Below are 17,371 nucleotides of genomic sequence, written 5' to 3' on the forward strand. Positions count from 1 at the left end.
TGAAAAGGCTATGTAAAAAATTAGCCAAAGGTTCACTCTCGTGAACCTTTGGCCAGAAGATTTTTCCTTACCCATGGGTGAATGCCCATGGGATATGAATAAATAACTCTTTAAAATCTTTCTCTATTTGCGTTTCCGTTCATGCTCCTGCAATAAAATCTTTCTTAGGCGGATTGATTTTGGAGTAACCTCCACATATTCATCAGCCTGAATGTACTCCAAAGCTTCTTCCAGACTAAAGATGATGGGCGGTGCAATTCTTGTTTTATCATCGGCACCCGAGGCGCGCATATTGGTTAGTTTCTTGTTTTTGGTAACATTCACGGTGAGGTCTCCGTCACGATTGTTCTCACCTATTACCTGACCCATGTAAACCTCTTCCTGCGGAAAAATAAAGAACCGGCCTCTGTCCTGAAGTTTGTCAATGGCATAAGCAAAAGCTGTTCCCGTTTCGTGGCAAATGAGCGAACCGTTCTGACGCTTCTCAATGTGACCTTTCCAGGGCTGAAACTCTATAAATCTGTGAGCCATGACAGCCTCTCCGGCCGTGGCCGTTAACAAATTATTTCTTAATCCGATGATGCCACGGGAGGGAACTATGAACTCCAGATGAACCCTGTCACCTTTTCTTTCCATGGTGCGCAATTCTCCTTTGCGATTGGATACCATCTCAATGGCTCTTCCTGAAAATTCATCCGGCAAATCAATGGTCAGTTCTTCAATTGGCTCATTTTTTTCACCGGCAATCTCTTTTATAATAACTCTTGGCTGCCCAACCTGCAATTCGTAACCTTCGCGGCGCATGGTTTCAATCAGTACCGACAAGTGCAAAACTCCCCTTCCGTAAACATTCCATGCATCGGCCGAATCTGTGCTCTCTACACGTAGAGCCAGGTTTTTCTCCAGCTCTTTATCCAAACGATCTTTTATATGGCGTGAAGTAACGTATTTACCCTCTTTTCCAAAAAATGGAGAGTTGTTGATGGTAAACAACATACTCATGGTGGGCTCATCAATGGCGATGGGATCTAATGGTTCAGGATTTTCCAGATCACAAATGGAATCGCCGATATCAAAACGATCAAGACCAATAATGGAACAAATTTCACCTGCCATAACCTCATCGGCCTTTTCACTACCCAATCCACTGAAAACATTCAACTCCTTTATGCGCGTTTTGTGCACATCACCTTTACGACCAACCAGTGCAATGTCCATTCCGGCTTTAAGAACCCCTCTGTGTACCCTTCCAATGGCTATTCGACCTTTATAAGCCGAATAATCCAGCGAAGTAATCAGCATTTGTGGAGTCCCCTTGTTTTCTTTAGGTGCCGGGATGTGTTCGATGATGGCATCCATCAACACGCTGATGTCCTGTTTCTGCTCTTTCCAGTCGTCTGACATCCAGTTATCCCTGGCCGAACCGTAAACGGTGATAAAATCAAGTTGATTCTCGGTGGCTTCAAGGTTGAACATCAAGTCAAACACCATCTCCTGAACCTCCTCGGGGCGACAATTGGGCTTATCCACTTTGTTGATCACAACAATGGGCTTAAGACCTAATCCAAGTGCCTTTTGCAATACGAAACGCGTTTGTGGCATGGGACCTTCAAAAGCATCCACCAGCAGGAGAACGCCATCGGCCATATTCAAAACCCTTTCAACTTCACCCCCAAAATCGGAGTGACCGGGCGTATCTATAATATTGATTTTGTAATCTTTCCAACGTACCGAAACATTTTTGGACAAAATGGTAATTCCTCTCTCCCGCTCCAAATCGTTGCTGTCCATTATTAATTCGCCAACATGCTGATGATCTTTAAACAATTTCCCCGCCAGCAACATCTTGTCAACCAGCGTGGTTTTGCCATGATCAACGTGGGCAATAATGGCAATATTCCTAAGTTTTTGCATATGTTTTTTTCTAAAAGTGGGTGCAAAATTAGTTCATTTTGAAGGATTATAAATCAATGATTTATAATCAAAAAGCCATCTGGTTTTTGATTTGCAATCAAAAACCTAAATATCAACTCATTGCAGAAAAGTTAATTTTAAATAAAAAACTCTCTGCGTATCAAAACAAAAATTATTACGTACAAAACAACATCTGCCATTTTAACAAAAAAGCATGGCACATGTTGCAAATCAACCAAAAATTAGTAATTTGTAATTAAAGCAAATATCGGTTTAAATGAAGGAACTTTAATTATAGGAGGAAGGGATGATGCAAAATCGATTAACGGATGATCTGTATCCGGGGTTTTTATCGGCTCTTATATCGGGGAATCGTGAAGAGTGCAAGGTGATTGTGACACAACTAACCGTTGCCGGGATTAATCGCTTCGTAATTTACGAAGCAATGTTTAAACGGGCACTGTATGATGTTGGCGAACTTTGGGAAATGAACCGCATCAGTGTGGCGACCGAACATTTGGCTTCATCCATTACCGAATCGTTGCTAAATGACCTGTATGCAACAATTAAGGTGAAAAATGATAAGAAAAAGATAGTCATCATTACCAGTGTAGAAAAGGAACTTCATCAAATAGGCATCAGAATGATTAGTGATTTATTTGAATGCAATGGCTGGAGAACGTTCTTTCTGGGAGCCAATACACCAACAACGGAGTTGATCAGTTTTGCAAAAAAAAACAAACCTGACCTGATTGCCGTTTCATTAAGCATATACATGCATTTACCTGTTTTGGAGAACCTGCTTCAAAAAATTAAAGAAGAGCTGCCCGGTCTGCCTGTCTTAACAGGCGGACAAGCCTTCAGACATGGAGGCGATGAGACGCTGAAAAAATATGATTTTGTATATTTTCAACCCGACCTTGAGCACACCCGTCAGTTTATTGAAAATATTAATTAAGAAATGAATAAAGAATATCTGCAAAACTCTGCACGAAAACTAAAACAGGCAGAGCCATCTGCTGCCGTTGAGTATTATAACCTATCAGACCGGCTTTCAGCTGAGGTTTCCCGTTTGATGCTATTAAGATCGGATATTTCTGATTTGATTGGTAATGAAAATCTGGAGATGATGAAGGACAATCATGCCAACCATGCAAGATTTATTTCTGCTCAGCTCCAGAACTTCAATCCTGAAGTTCTGGTAAACACTCTTTTATGGGTTTTCAGGGCATACCGAAGTCGCGGATTTAAGGAAAACTACTGGGCAGCTCAGTTAAACTGCTGGGTTACCGTATTAAAAAAAGAGCTTACAGAGAAAAGCTTTGAAGAAATCTTACCTTTATACAATTGGATGATTGTGAATACTCCTCATTTATCATCGCTCACGGATCCCAAAAATGGCAATTAGCCGCTGATTCAATAATTATGCAATGCTAAACAGAGAGTTACAGTATATGCTATCCAATTGGACAGAAGAGTTGGCTGAGTCACTTTCGAAAAGCTCTTCGGTTTTCCTCGCACTATTTTCAACCGAAAAGGAGTTGCTTTATGCAAACAGTAATTTTAAACAACTTATAAAGGATAATAATCCTACGGAAAGCCTACTAAATCCCTCTTTTGACACCATTCTCTCCTTAAATTCTTTAGAATCGCCACTGTTCTCCGGGTATGTTACGATAGGCGACAGTCACGGGATAAATAACTCAATCCTGGCTGATGTTTTTCGTAAAGGTAATCAGATACTTATTATCGGAGGTATAGATGCGCAGCAATTGATACGTCAAAATGAAATCATGCTGAATTTAAACCGGGAAATTTCAGACCTACAAAGAGAATTGATAAAAGAAAAGCGGGAACTTGAGAATGCGAACGAAGAACTTACTGCAACCAATGAAGAACTGGACAGAGTAAATACAAGTAAAGACCGGTTTCTTTCCATCCTGGCTCATGATTTAAAAGCACCGTTTAATTCAATTCTGGGCTTTCTTTATGTTTTATCAGAAAACCTAAGAAATTACGATATAGAGAAAACTGAAGAGTATATTAAATTGGTTTACAATTCATCAAAAAATGTTTATGACCTGTTGGGAGATCTGTTGACATATACCAGAGCTCAATCATCGGGTTTTCCATTCGAACCAGAAATCATTGACCTTAAAGGCTTAATTGATGAAATAGCCGACATTACCGAAGCGGGCAGAAATGCAAAAGCAATTAGTTTTTACAATGAAGTGAATGCAAAAACAGAAGTTTTTGCAGATATTTTCATGCTTAAAACCATTCTTCGGAACCTGATTTCCAATGCCATTAAGTTTACCAATCAATACGGCATGATCAAAGTATCATCAATAAAACAGGGAGATTTTGAATCCATCACCGTATCAGATAATGGAGTTGGCATGGATACGAAAACACTTTCGGAACTGTTTGACACTTCTAAAAAATTCACATCGGAGGGAACTGCAGGTGAACAAGGTACCGGCCTTGGTTTGCTACTTTGCAAGGAGTTTACAGAAAGGCACGGGGGGCAAATTTCGGCAAAAAGCGAGCGGCAAAAAGGGAGTCACTTTACCATCATCATTCCTTCTAAAAAATAACGGGATTATACAAGCATGGCCTATATAATCCCGTCAATGTCTTGTGACTCTATAATTAGTCCTCAATCAATGTAATCCAACCAAACTTGTCGTCCTCTTCACCATACTGAATGGCTCGTAGTTTGTTATAAAGTTTAACCGAAATCGGACCCGGATTACCATCCTTGCTATAAACATAGGATTTTCCGTTATCCAGATCGTCAATTTTAGCCACCGGGCTTATAACAGCAGCAGTTCCACAGGCTCCCACCTCTTCAAATGTTTCAAGTTCCTCGTAGGGAACCGGACGGCGCTCGGTTTTAAGTCCCAGATCCTCTGCCAGAGCAATTAAACTCTTATTTGTTATGGAAGGAAGCACTGATTTGGATTCTGGTGTTATATACGTATTGTCTTTGATTCCAAAAAAATTGGCAGGGCCGCATTCGTCAATATATTTTTTCTCCTTACTATCGAGATAGAGAACGGCTGAATATCCCTTCTCTCTGGCCAAATTTCCTGAAACCAGACTTGCTGCATAATTACCTCCCACTTTGATGCTTCCTGTACCATTAGGCGCAGCACGGTCATATTTGCGGGTGATCATCAGGTTGGTTGGCTTAAAGCCTTCTTTAAAATAGGGGCCTACCGGAGTAACAAAAACCATGAAAAGGTATTCGTCGGCAGGAGAAACCCCAACTTTCGGTCCGGTTCCAATCAACAATGGCCTGATGTATAGCGATGCGCCTGACTCCATAGGAGGAACAAAACGTTTGTTAAGACCGACCACTTTTTTGACTGCCTCAATAAATATCTCATCAGGAACGCGCGCCATCATAATGCCATCGGCTGATGATGCCATTCTTTTTGCATTATCTTCCAGACGGAAAATTCTGATTTTCCCGTCTTTGCCGCGAAAAGCCTTCAATCCCTCGAAAGCTTCCTGTCCGTAGTGGAGACATGTCGCAGCCATGTGCATGCTAATCATTTCAGAGGAGCTGGTCTCAAGCTCTCCCCATTTACCGTCTCGGTAGTAACATCGAACATTATAGTCCGTTTTGGTAAAGGTAAAAGATAAATTACCCCAATCAATTTCGCCAGTCATGATAAGTGGTATTATTAAGTTGTAAATGAAGGGTAAAAATACAAATATCTTTGCAAAGATGCATGTTATCGGAGCAATAAGAGTACTGATGAGAGTGCAATAATTGCAATTACGAAAATACGGAACCCTTTTTCTGGAATATAACTCACCACTTTTCTGCCAGCCAAAGCACCAAAAAACACCGCCGGAACCATTACGAAGTTCATTTGAAGAGAGGCCAAAGTAATGGATTCCCAAATAAAAAAATGAAATGGTACTTTAATGATGTTTAAGGTAAGAAAGAAAATAGCCCCTGTTCCGATGAAACTATTTTTCGGCAAACGCATGGAAAGAAGATAAAGATCGAAAATAGGCCCGGCTGCATTGCCAATCATGGTGGCAAATCCTCCGGACAATCCCGTGAATCCAGAGAGAAAGCCGGATTTTGAAAAATCCGGCTTTTTACCGGAAAAATCAAAGAAAATGATCAATGCAAGACAACTGATGACCAGAATGGCCATCAAATTTCGGAAAAGATCATCGCTGATCATCTTCCCCACCAAAACAGCTAATAAAATCCCTGCCAATGCAAAAGGCATTAGCCTTTTTACATGCGACCAACTCATGTTTTTGCGGTAAAACCGAACTGCAAACAGATCTCCAAAAACCAGAAAAGGCAATAAAATACCGGCAGAAATCATGCCTCCATACATGATTGCCAAAACCGGAATGGTCACCATCCCAATGCCTTTCAATCCACTTTTGGAAAAGCCAATGATAAAAGCACAAGCAAGTGTTATGAACCAAACACTCCAAGACACCTGTAAAGGATTCAAAATCAATTCTGCCATAAATGCAAAGGAAAGCATTTATGCTGTATTGATCCGATAAATTTTGTTAATAAAAACTACCGGATGGCTACCTTTTCGGTAAGGAGAAACTAAATATACTTCCTTTCCCGACTTGACTGGTTGCTGAAATTTCGCCATTTTGAGCCTTAATCAACTCATTGCACAAAGGCAGTCCGAATCCGGTACCGCCTTCACCCTGTGTACCTGGTGTAGAACGAGTGGTTTCGGCATTAAACAAACGAGAAACTACCGAAGCTTCAATACCAATACCTGAATCATGAATTTCCACTAAAACCCTATCCCCTTGTTGCTTATGTGCGACTTTTACATAACCGCCCGGATGAGAAAATTTGATGGAATTAGAAACTAAATTTCGAACAACAGTATTTAACATGTGCTCATCAGCCACAACGGTAATTCCATCCGGTATTAGATTGTCAATGATTATCTGCTTTGCATCGGCCAGTGATTTCAGATGATTGATGGCTCGACGTACCTGGACCGACAAATCAATATTTGTCAGCGATGCTTTAAGTTTACCGGTTTGCGATAATGCCCAGTTCAGTAAATTCTCAACCAACTCATAAAGAGAGTGAACGTTTCCCGATAAGAGCCTAACCAACTCATAGTTTTCGATGGCATTGTTGTTGTTGAAGTTGGTGTATAATAGCTCCATGAATCCCAGAATGTTATTTAACGGATTTCTTAAATCATGGGCTATGATGTACAGAAACTTATCCTTTTGATAATTAAGCTCTTTTAAGTTATCATTGGCTTTTCGAAGAGATTTTTCAAGGAGAATATGATCCGTAACATCTCTTGCTGCTGCATAAATTTTGCGATTCTTGGCCTTGGATCTCCATTCTATATATCTGTATGATTGATCCTTACATCTGTATCTGTTTATGAAACATTGAATCTCTTTTCCGGTCTGGAGTTCCTGAATTGCTTGTGCGGTGGCCTCAATATCATCAGGATGAATTAAATCTAAAATTTTCTTGCTTTTTAATTCCTCCAGAGAAAACCCCAGAACTCTCTGCCATGAAGGGTTCAGCATGGTAAAATACCCCTCTAAATTGGCTACAGCCAATAAATCCAGCGAGAGAGTAAAGTAATTATTTAATTCTTCAGATTTTAGTCTGGCAAGTTTTTCTGAATTAATAGCATCGGTAATATCGTATGCCGTGCCAATGGCTCCATTATACTGCCCCTCCTTGTTATATGTTTTTCGGATATTTAATCTTAAATAGACTGGAGTATTGTTTTTACTGACCCACACAGACTCTCTGCCACGCAGTTGATCTTCAGGCAGGCTCTCAAGAAAAAACACACCGCCTTCCTCAATTTTACCTGAATGCAAAAACTCCACATACCGACGACCGATCATCTCATGATGAGAAAAACCCAGTATATCGAAACAAGCTTTATTAACAAAAATAAAACGTCCCTCGTTGTCGGTTTGAAAGATGAGTTCCTGGGAGGTTTCAACAAGGTTTTCATAAAGATGTTTGATGTCCTGTATCTCCTCCTCTATTCGCTTTTGTTCTGAAATGTCCTGAATGGTTCCGAACATCTTAACCGGTTGTCCGTCTTTATTAAATGATAACTTTCCTTTTCCGTGAACCCATATTACTGAATGATCAGGTTTTAAAATCCGGTATTTTTTATCAAAGGGTTGTAATTCAGTTAATACTTCATCTCTGAAATAACTCTTCATCTTTTCCCGATCATCGGGATGAATGATGCGCAACCAAACCTCCAGAGTTCTTCCTTCGGGAAAGTTGGTGCCAAAAATTTCATCCAGACCAGGTGATTGTTCCCATTTTCCTGAATTGATGTCCAGAACATAATAGCCAAATTTGGCTATTTTTTCTGCTTCATCAAGAAAATAGGCCTTGTTTTTAAGATCTTCAAAAAGATCTTCCGGCTCTTTACTTTTGGTTTTAATCTTTTGCATGTTTACTGCTTTAATCTGAACAATCATTATATATTCAGGTTAGGATTGTTCTTGCAGTATCCGGTGTCAGTTATGCTGATCACCGCCATCTATTCTTCGAAATTTTATATGTTTATGGAATATTGGAGCTATAATAAATCAGGCTTTCCTGCAGCCATTTTGATTACGAACAAAAGCATGTGAACTGGAAATGAAAAAAACAATCACTTAAATGTATTCCTGTCATTTCTTACTCAATAGAATTATGATGAAATTAAACCAACATTATTTATCTCTTCAAAAACACAATTTATCATTTATAAAAACAAAATGCAATAAAACAATAATATTGTTTTATTGGGTATGGTTTGAGAGCCATTTATAGCAGATTACCATTTCAAATTTCCCTAAATAAAAAACCACCAATAGAAGTTTTAAGAACTTCTATTGGCGGCGCATGTGAAATTGTGTTTATCAATCTACTAAATAAATCTATCTCAAATACTTAAAGCAACCTATCCTTATTGTCTATTCATCCAGGTTTTCCTTCCCCAGCATCACATCCCTAAAAAACTTTCCTGATCGGGATGGAGTATAATTCCAGTCTTTGATTAACTGCGGAGACCAATCCGGATCGAAACACCATGCTACCCAGCTGATTCCTTTGTCACGAAAATATCTCATTAGTGTTCTTCCATATTCCTCATCTCCAATACAGGGAATATGGGCTCCCCGGTCGGTTGGTTGCATAAACCCAATTTCGGTGGCAATGATGGGATAATCATCGGCAGCAAAACCAAAGTCCCGTTCCCATTGTGGAATCCATGGCTGGTCACGCTTCTGAGGATAGGGATGACTAACATAGGCGATTCCCGGTACATTTAGTGGTGCATACATAAGAGGAGTCAAGTCGTATGCCCAGTTAAAACCGCCAACCAAAGGGATGGCTTCAGGGCTATTAGCACGTATTACATATATGATATCGGTAAGAATATCTGCCCATTGATCCCATGTAAGAGAACCCAATTGACCTTGATAAGTGGTTGGCTCATTAAAAATCTCATACATTGCAACAATTGGTTCATCGGCGTATCTGCGAGAAATGGTTAGCCAGAAATCATAAGTTTCGGGTAAACTGGTTTTGTACATCTCGTGCTGAAACAATTCTGTTCTAAGGTTTCCGATGGAATGCCAGTCGATGATGATGTAAAGATCAAACTCTCGAGCCCACTCCACAGCTTGATCGAGAAGTATTAAATAATCCTCCTTTCCTCTTTCCCTCCAGGCTTGTGGATGTACAGGAAGCCTAACGATATTGGATCCCCAGTCGCGAGCAACTCTAAAAAGATCTCTCTTCCATTGTCCCTCTTTAACCAATCGATCTGGATCAGCAAAATTAACTCCCTGAAAAATGATGGTTTCCCCATCGGGTGTTACAAATCGATTACCCTCCACGGAAATCCTCGGAAGTGATCCTGATGCTTCTGTTTTGATTGTTGTGGACAGGCAAAAGAAAAGAATGGAGAATTGCAATAAATAGAAATACGTTTTCATTTTGATGAAACTTTAGTGATTATTGTGCATGACGCTTAGTGTGCTTGTTACACTATACGAATATACAAAATATAACACAGTGAAGCAATAATTTATATTACAGAAAATCATCAGAGAGAAGAAAAAAGTAAATTAACAGGTAGTTTGTGAGCCGGATGTTTCCATGCCCGGAAACGTTTTAAAAAATATTGTAGCTATTTTATTCTTTAAATGATTTATTTCATCACCTTGTATTTCTGCAACTTGATTATATACTTCTTCAATCATAAATCCAGAATCATCTGTTTCTAGAAGAAAAGGCTCATCTCTCATCAAAAGGAGAGATTTCGTTGCTTTGCTATTACCAATAAAAATGGCAGAGCCAAATGAGAGTATAAATCCATTGCTGATTAACTGTTCGGCAAGTTGTGGGTGACCATTAAACCCATGAATAATCCATGGTTGGGTCGGTTTGATCTGCTTTCTTAAATAAATGATTTCATTGTACCTTCCTACACAATGTATAATCAATGTTTTATGAAGTTGCTCAGAATAGTTTACATGCTTTCTGAATAGTTCAGTTTGTTTAGATAAACTGCCAGACTTATACTTATCAAGACCACATTCACCTATGGCAATTAAACCTTTAACATTAGTTACTTTATCTATTTCTTGAATAGATTTATGGCATGTAGTGTCCCACGGATGAACTCCAAAACTAACCGGTGCGGTGATCTCCTTAAAATCAGCATAACCGGCACGCATATTTACAATGGAAAATACACCTTCCCTTCGCACAGTGTTATGAGTATGGATGTCAAAATACATATTAGAAGAAACTGTAAATCAATAGAGCAATTTACAATAAATAATTGAAAGGAAACCATTCAGGGAACCGGGTCATAGCCGCTCCCTCCCCAAGGATTACAGGAAAGAATGCGTTTAATAGCAAGCCAAAAACCTTTAAAAGGACCGTGCTTTTTAAGCGCTTCAACGGTATAATGTGAACAAGTCGGAGTATATCTGCAACGAGGGCCTATCATTGGTGAAATCCCATATTGATAAATCTTCACCGGCAAGATGAGTAGAAATACAAGAAGCTGTTTGAGATAGTAAAGAGTTCTATTCACAATATACCGCTTTAATTCTATTAGTTATGACCTTTGTATAATGTATAGGTTAAACCTTACATTCCTCCAGCCGCACTTTAAGTTTATCAAAAGCCTTGATGATTGCCTTTTCAACGCTCTGGTAATCGGCCACTTCATTGTTAATGTAAACAACAGCTGCCAATAATTGTTTTCCCTGCGGAATAAGCGAATATAACTGCTGCTTATTTAATCTGAATGCCTCTCTCATTTTTCTTCTGATCAAGTTGCGCTTCACGGCTCGTTTAAAGCGCTTTTTGGGAACAGAAAAGAGCACTTTTGAAGGAGATTGATCGGACACGGGAACCAACAGATACTGGATGCGCAAGGGGAAAGACGTTACCGAACGACCTTCTGAAAAAAGTTGCTCAATCTGTTTTGTTAAAAACAATCGTTCCTGCTTACCAAAAGAATTTCCAACGCCTTTTTGCATTACACTTAAACAATATGTTTAAATCCAATTAAAAAAACACCCCATTTGGAGATAAACCTAAATGGGGCGTTTATAGTATTTCAGAGTTATTTCAGACATAAATTTCAATTTAGAGAAATTTATGCAGAGGTCATCTATTTCTTGTTATGTTCCTTTATAAATATCTCCAAAGCTGCAGTCATGGAAGGCGCTTGGGGCATTGGAGCCTGTATATCGAGTCTTAATCCGGCTTCTGTTACAGCTTTTGCAGTGGCCGGACCAAATGATGCAATAACAATATCATCCTGCTTAAAATCAGGGAAGTTCTGAAAGAGCGAAGCGATTCCTGATGGACTGAAAAACACCAACATATCGTAATCAATCTTTTTAATATCGCTTAAATCACTGCTAACTGTTCTGTAAAATATCGCTTTGGTATACTTAGCCTTAGACTTATTCAGCAAATCAGGGATTTCCTGTTTATGAATATCCGAGAGTGGCACCAGAAACTTTTCCTCTTTGTGTTTCTTAATAACCTCCACCAAATCAGCAAATTTGCCGGTAGAATGGAAAATTTTACGTTTCCTGTAAACGATGTACTTCTGCAAATAAAATGCAGTTGCTTCAGAAATACAGAAGTACTTCATGGTATCGGGAACAACGACACGTGTTTCTTCACAGATTCGGAAAAAATGATCAATGGCCGTACGGCTGGTAAAAACAACAGCAGTATGATCCAGGATGTTAATTTTTTGCTTTCTAAAATCTTTAACATCAATTCCCTGAACCTGAATAAACGGTCTGAAATCAATTTTTACGTTGTTTTTTTCCGCCAATTCGAAATAAGGCGACTTTTGCGTAGTCGGTTTTGGTTGTGAAACCAGAATTTTTTTGATCTTCAATGTGCATCAATTTTAGTTCAACAAAAATCGGAACTCCTCCATTTTCTATTTGAACAGTACCTTAAATAGGATGGATAAGGGCAATATTTCCAGAGCGCAAAGATACAAAATTATGTAATACCCTGAAAGAAGATTCGAAAAATTCTCTCTTATCCCTCTGACTATCTGCATGAGATAAAGGAAGATAAACACCCCCAATCCGATTCTGATAAATATCTCCTGAAACGAAAAATCCAGATAGGGAAGAAACAACACAAAAGGCATAATTAATATAGAGAATGACTTTGCCGTTGCTGAAGATGATGCAAGATACCCATGAACAGCATTGGAGGTTCCAAATATTTTACCCACCAGCCGATAAACAATTACCTTTGAAGTAAATAGCAGAAATAGAAAAATAAAAATAAAAGGTAGCAATATGGGTCCGGAATAACCCCAAATGGGCTTTTCCATAATGGTTAATATCTGGAAAATAAAAAGTGTGCTGTTCAAATAAAAGAGAAACCCAAGTAAAAATGAAGGCCAAAAATTGGATGCATTTGCACTGGAGAGCCTCGTAATAAAGGAGGGATAAATAATGGTATGGAGCAAATCCTTTATATACCGGCTCCAGCTAAGGCGAACGTAACCCAGTACAACGACAGAAAAAACTACGACACTGATAAACCAATCATTCTGTAAAAGTGATTTCTCCTCAATTAGCACTTCATCTGAAGATGCGTCAAATTCTGTATATGTTTGTGTAACTAAATTTGTGTCATCATGGTCTAATCCTGTTTCGTGAGTGGGATGTCCCATCAACGAATCGGCTTGAATTGAAATCTCTCTCTGCAAGTACTCTTTGCTAAATAATGATTCAGAGGACTCTTCGGTCCAACCTTCAGTATTAAAATCAAATTGCCAGTTAACGGCAGTTTCCGGATGTTCGATTAGGTTAAAGTGGACTGAATCGCTTTGAGATAAACTTGGCGGGGGAGCAACCCTGCGAGGGGGAGGTGGTGGTGCCGGTTCACGAATAGTATCTGGCTCGAGCAACTGAATTCGGGTGCGAAAAGACTCAAGCGTTGGCACTGGAATATTCAACCCCGGCGAAAGCCTGGGTTGAGGAATTTCAACTTGCACCTGAACAGTATCCCTCGTAAACTCTGTATGTTGCTCTTCCAAATCCATCTCCTATGTCATATGATTGGCATAAAATTACAAATTCCTGCCAAATATCCTTTAAAACCCTTGTGGATGTTATTGCATTGATTGATTTTGAGACTCTGAAACCGCGGCAAACTTAATCACCTCCGGACCCCACTTCTCAGTGTTTTCTATGATTTCAACGACCTCTTCAGGTCGTTGAACTGCGCTCCACATGCTGAGATGCTCTTTTCGCATAAAATTCTCCCTTGCCATTCGTTCAGCCATTTCAATTAAAGGGTTAAAATAATTGTTGGTATTCAGTAAAACAATTGGATGGGGAAACATTCCAAGTTTTTTTAGTGATACCACTTCGTATAGCTCCTCTAAAGTTCCGCTGCCACCGGGAAGTGCAATCACTGCGGAAGTATTTTCTATTAAAAGTTGCTTTCTTTGGTGCATGGTTTCAACATGCACCATCTCCTTTACCCCTTTATGTTCCCATTCTACCTCAATCATAAATCGGGGTATGATTCCCTTTATTCTTCCACCATTCTCAAGGACAGCATCGGCAATGGCCCCCATTAACCCCATGGCACCGCCGCCATATATGATGCCATAGCCTGATTCTACCAAATCCGATGCGAGTTTTTTAGCTTCGTCAAAGTAAACTTGCGGAATCCCCGGACTGGAAGCACAATAAATGGTTACCCACTTTTCCATATCAATCATATTATAATGAATCACTTAAACACCAGGCTGCCGCACCAAACAGGATAAAATCTTTAAGAAAAGCCTGTCCTGCCCGGGATAATTCTGGAAATCCATAACCTGAATGCCAAACCACACCTGAGGAGAAAAAGACCAATATCCCAGCAAAAAATATCACCATGGCCAGCACTCCACCCCATACGGAGAGTTTTCGCGAGACAGGCTTCAACATGATGAATAGCCCGGATATGATTTGCATCCACGCAATGATTGAAGTAAATGCGTAGATGGTGATGTATTTAAGCATCCATGAAAACAGAACGGTTTGCGACATGGCCTGCTCGATGTAGTGTGCTTCGGTGTTTTTAAATTTCAGAACGCCCAGCCAAATTAAAATAATTCCTAACCCATAACGAAAAAGAAATCTGGCCAATGAAAGCATCGTTTTTTTAAATAGTGACCGCATAGCTATTGAATTTTATAATTAAACGGAGTAAGTGCAACTGTTGCCAACTTAAAATGCTGATTGGCAAACGGAATACCAATAATTGTAATGAACAATATAAGACCCCAAAAAATATGGGTAAGCGCAATCCAAATCCCGAAAAAAACAATCCAAATTAAATTTAAGATGACTCCAAGGCATCCACCGGAACGAGCATTAGGAACCAGTTTGGCATGAAAAGGCCACAAGGCTGTCAGCCCAAGTTTAAACGACTGTATTCCGAAAGGAATGCCAATGATTGTGAGGCATAACACCAACCCTGCCAGAAAATACTCAATGGCAATGATCAGTCCTCCGAAAATTAACCAAATCAGGTTACCTAGGATTTTCATAGTTATTAAGATATTATCCGTTGTCGGTGTATTTGTTTCTCTGAGAGTCTAAAACAATCCGTGAATATTTGCATCTACCTTATCAAATACGGCACTTAGTGCCGTATTTTCATTTATGAAATCGGTTTCATCAACATTGATGGTAAGGATCTTACCACTGTTATAGTTAAGAATCCATCTTTCATATTTCTCATTTAATTTTTTCAGGTAATCCAAACGTATGGACTCTTCGTACGGACGTCCTCTTTTCTCTATCTGACGTACAAGTGTGGGGACTGATGCACGCAGGTATATTAGTAAATCAGGGGGCTGAATCAATCCAGTCATCAACTCAAATAGTGAAAGATAGTTATTGAAGTCCCTGTCACTCATGAGACCCATCTCGTGAAGGTTGGTTGCAAAAATGTAGGCATCCTCATAAATGGTCCGATCCTGAACAACCGTAATGGGTGATTTTCGGATTTTCACGATTTGTGAAAATCTGCTGTTTAAAAAATAGACCTGAAGGTTGAATGACCACCTCTTCATGTCCTCATAAAAGTCTGCCAAATAAGGATTCTCATCCACTTCCTCATAGTGAGCTTCCCAGCCGTAGTGTTTAGCCAGTAACGTGGCCAGAGATGTTTTTCCGGAACCAATATTCCCGGCTATGGCTATGTGCATGATTGAATATTTAATTAATGATTCAGCTCCAATAAGTCGTCCATGTATTCGCGATTGTTAGCCAGACGCGGCACTTTATTCTGACCTCCCAATTTCTTTTTCTTCTTTAACCAGTCGAAAAACAATCCTTTTCGGGCTGTCACCAAATCGGGCATTATAAGGGTCATATCTTTATAACGTTTGGCTTCGTAATCGCTGTTCACCTCCTTTAAGGTGGCATCCAACAATTCCATGAAATGTTCCGGGCTTTTTGGCTCTGCTTCAAACTCAATGAGCCATTGATGCCTGCCTTTGGATTCGGCACTCATATAAACCGGAGCCGCGGTGTATTCCTTTATGACTGCTCCGGTCTCTTTGCAAGCTGTTTCCAGGGCTTTCTCGGCATTTTCAATCATCACCTCCTCACCAAAAGCATTAATGAAGTGCTTGGTGCGACCGGTTATAATAATTTTATGTGGAGTTTTAGATTCAAAACGAATGGTGTCGCCAATCATATATCGCCATAAACCACCATTGGTTGAGATGATCATCGCATAATCTTCATCAGTCTTCACCTCATCAATCAACAACGTTTTTGGGTGATCTTTACCGAGTTCTGACAATGGCATGAATTCATAAAACACCCCATAATCAAGCATCAATAACATGGCACTGGATGAAAAATCGTCCTGAATAGCAAAAAATCCTTCCGATGCATTATAAGTCTCTAAATAATTCATCTCTTTGGAAGGAATAAGATCGTAATATTGCTGTCGGTACGGCACAAAACTGACGCCTCCATGAATGAAAAGCTCTAAATTTGGCCACACTTCCAGGAGGTTCTTTTTCCCGGTAAAATCGAGTACGTTCTTCAATAGCACCAAAAACCACGATGGAACACCTGCAAATGCTGTAACATTTTCTTTGACCGTGGTTTCGGTAATCAAACGAAGTTTCTTTTCCCACTCATCCAGTAAGGCAACCTCACGACCCGGTGTTCTCACGAAATTTGTCCAGAAAGGCATGTTCTCAATTAAAATCGCCGACAAATCACCATAGACGGAGTCATTGCTGAAGTTGTTAATTTGGTTGCTGCCACCTAGTGTCAGAGTTTTCCCGGTGAGCATTTTATTATCCGGTCGCAGCTCGTTATATATAAGCAGGGTATCTCTACCGCCCTGGTAATGACAATCGTTGAGAGCTTCTTTTGAGATGGGTATAAATTTGCTTTTTGATGATGTGGTTCCGCTGCTTTTGGCGAACCACTTTATCTCCCCCGGCCATAACAACCCTTTCTCGCCTTGTCGTAAACGAATGACATGAGGCATAAATGCCTCATAGTCCTGAACAGGAACTCTTTCGCGAAAAGCATCAACACTTCGAATGGATGAAAAATCATACTGTTTGCCATAGACGGTATCTTTGGCTTTGTTGATAAGCATCCTGAATTGTTCGTTCTGTACTTCGCCCGGATGATTCCTGAAACGATCTATCTTTGAAATTCGACTGGAGTTAATAAATGAAAAAATATCATTGATGATGGGCATACATATCACTTTTTATTTCTGATTCAAAGATAAGGCTTTTTTGATTAAGTGATAAATGCCTGTAAGAATTAGATGATTAGATTTTTTAAAAGTTTGTATGAAATAGTTGTTTTGGTAGATGTTTCGGTGCAATGCACCGAAACATTAAATTTTAGT

At 39.6% G+C, this 17,371-nt stretch carries 19 protein-coding genes; 4 read left to right on the forward strand and 15 right to left on the reverse strand.

The genetic code is table 11. The annotated features are described in order from the left end of the window. Positions 1 to 123 precede the first annotated feature (123 nt). Complete coding sequence (typA, locus tag B5X70_RS05820; RefSeq protein ID WP_079556949.1) at positions 124 to 1,914, reverse strand: translational GTPase TypA; 1,791 nt, start codon at positions 1,912 to 1,914, stop codon at positions 124 to 126. 38 nt (positions 1,915 to 1,952) lie between these two features. Between typA and B5X70_RS05825 the strand changes: the two genes are divergently transcribed. From B5X70_RS05825 to B5X70_RS05840, 4 genes are read left to right on the forward strand one after another with little or no spacing between them, the layout of a single operon-like run. Next, complete coding sequence (locus tag B5X70_RS05825; protein ID WP_143255034.1) at positions 1,953 to 2,174, forward strand: hypothetical protein; 222 nt, start codon at positions 1,953 to 1,955, stop codon at positions 2,172 to 2,174. 47 nt (positions 2,175 to 2,221) lie between these two features. Continuing rightward, on the forward strand, positions 2,222 to 2,872 hold the full coding sequence (locus tag B5X70_RS05830) for a cobalamin B12-binding domain-containing protein (RefSeq protein WP_079556951.1): 651 nt from the start codon (positions 2,222 to 2,224) through the stop codon (positions 2,870 to 2,872). Between the two features lie 3 nt (positions 2,873 to 2,875). Beyond that, a complete protein-coding gene (locus B5X70_RS05835) occupies positions 2,876 to 3,322 on the forward strand; it encodes a hypothetical protein (protein WP_079556952.1) in 447 nt (148 codons plus the stop codon). 22 nt (positions 3,323 to 3,344) lie between these two features. Further along, a complete protein-coding gene (locus tag B5X70_RS05840) occupies positions 3,345 to 4,511 on the forward strand; it encodes a sensor histidine kinase (RefSeq protein ID WP_079556953.1) in 1,167 nt (388 codons plus the stop codon). Positions 4,512 to 4,566: 55 nt separating this feature from the next. On the opposite strand, the gene B5X70_RS05845 is transcribed toward B5X70_RS05840, so the two are convergent. From B5X70_RS05845 to B5X70_RS05910, 14 genes are all read right to left on the reverse strand, one after another. Next, positions 4,567 to 5,592 carry a branched-chain amino acid aminotransferase gene (locus B5X70_RS05845; RefSeq protein WP_079556954.1) on the reverse strand — a complete coding sequence of 342 codons (1,026 nt, stop codon included), beginning with the start codon at positions 5,590 to 5,592 and terminating at the stop codon, positions 4,567 to 4,569. 65 nt (positions 5,593 to 5,657) lie between these two features. After that, on the reverse strand, positions 5,658 to 6,440 hold the full coding sequence (locus tag B5X70_RS05850; protein WP_232468432.1) for a sulfite exporter TauE/SafE family protein: 783 nt from the start codon (positions 6,438 to 6,440) through the stop codon (positions 5,658 to 5,660). Positions 6,441 to 6,489: 49 nt separating this feature from the next. Beyond that, complete coding sequence (locus B5X70_RS05855) at positions 6,490 to 8,379, reverse strand: sensor histidine kinase (protein WP_159449988.1); 1,890 nt, start codon at positions 8,377 to 8,379, stop codon at positions 6,490 to 6,492. A 507-nt stretch (positions 8,380 to 8,886) separates the two neighbouring features. Next, positions 8,887 to 9,912 carry a glycoside hydrolase family 5 protein gene (locus tag B5X70_RS05860; protein WP_079556956.1) on the reverse strand — a complete coding sequence of 342 codons (1,026 nt, stop codon included), beginning with the start codon at positions 9,910 to 9,912 and terminating at the stop codon, positions 8,887 to 8,889. 132 nt (positions 9,913 to 10,044) lie between these two features. Then, on the reverse strand, positions 10,045 to 10,656 hold the full coding sequence (locus tag B5X70_RS05865; protein ID WP_159449989.1) for a TatD family hydrolase: 612 nt from the start codon (positions 10,654 to 10,656) through the stop codon (positions 10,045 to 10,047). 122 nt (positions 10,657 to 10,778) lie between these two features. After that, positions 10,779 to 11,021 carry a membrane protein insertion efficiency factor YidD gene (yidD, locus tag B5X70_RS05870; RefSeq protein ID WP_079556958.1) on the reverse strand — a complete coding sequence of 81 codons (243 nt, stop codon included), beginning with the start codon at positions 11,019 to 11,021 and terminating at the stop codon, positions 10,779 to 10,781. A gap of 49 nt (positions 11,022 to 11,070) precedes the next feature. Further along, complete coding sequence (gene rnpA / locus B5X70_RS05875) at positions 11,071 to 11,472, reverse strand: ribonuclease P protein component (protein WP_079556959.1); 402 nt, start codon at positions 11,470 to 11,472, stop codon at positions 11,071 to 11,073. A 134-nt stretch (positions 11,473 to 11,606) separates the two neighbouring features. Continuing rightward, positions 11,607 to 12,353 carry a uroporphyrinogen-III synthase gene (locus B5X70_RS05880; RefSeq protein WP_079556961.1) on the reverse strand — a complete coding sequence of 249 codons (747 nt, stop codon included), beginning with the start codon at positions 12,351 to 12,353 and terminating at the stop codon, positions 11,607 to 11,609. Between the two features lie 45 nt (positions 12,354 to 12,398). After that, positions 12,399 to 13,523 (reverse strand): DUF4271 domain-containing protein, encoded by a 1,125-nt coding sequence (locus tag B5X70_RS05885; RefSeq protein WP_079556963.1) that lies wholly within the window; start codon positions 13,521 to 13,523, stop codon positions 12,399 to 12,401. A gap of 69 nt (positions 13,524 to 13,592) precedes the next feature. Next, positions 13,593 to 14,201 (reverse strand): LOG family protein, encoded by a 609-nt coding sequence (locus B5X70_RS05890; RefSeq protein ID WP_232468431.1) that lies wholly within the window; start codon positions 14,199 to 14,201, stop codon positions 13,593 to 13,595. A gap of 10 nt (positions 14,202 to 14,211) precedes the next feature. After that, on the reverse strand, positions 14,212 to 14,655 hold the full coding sequence (locus tag B5X70_RS05895) for a YkgB family protein (protein WP_079556965.1): 444 nt from the start codon (positions 14,653 to 14,655) through the stop codon (positions 14,212 to 14,214). A 2-nt stretch (positions 14,656 to 14,657) separates the two neighbouring features. Then, complete coding sequence (locus B5X70_RS05900; RefSeq protein ID WP_079556967.1) at positions 14,658 to 15,026, reverse strand: YccF domain-containing protein; 369 nt, start codon at positions 15,024 to 15,026, stop codon at positions 14,658 to 14,660. Positions 15,027 to 15,074: 48 nt separating this feature from the next. After that, positions 15,075 to 15,689 (reverse strand): deoxynucleoside kinase, encoded by a 615-nt coding sequence (locus B5X70_RS05905; protein WP_079556968.1) that lies wholly within the window; start codon positions 15,687 to 15,689, stop codon positions 15,075 to 15,077. 14 nt (positions 15,690 to 15,703) lie between these two features. Next, positions 15,704 to 17,215 carry a GH3 auxin-responsive promoter family protein gene (locus tag B5X70_RS05910; RefSeq protein ID WP_079556970.1) on the reverse strand — a complete coding sequence of 504 codons (1,512 nt, stop codon included), beginning with the start codon at positions 17,213 to 17,215 and terminating at the stop codon, positions 15,704 to 15,706. Between the last annotated feature and the right edge of the window lie 156 nt (positions 17,216 to 17,371).

Source organism: Alkalitalea saponilacus (assembly GCF_900168165.1).
Classification (GTDB): domain Bacteria; phylum Bacteroidota; class Bacteroidia; order Bacteroidales; family Marinilabiliaceae; genus Natronoflexus; species Natronoflexus saponilacus.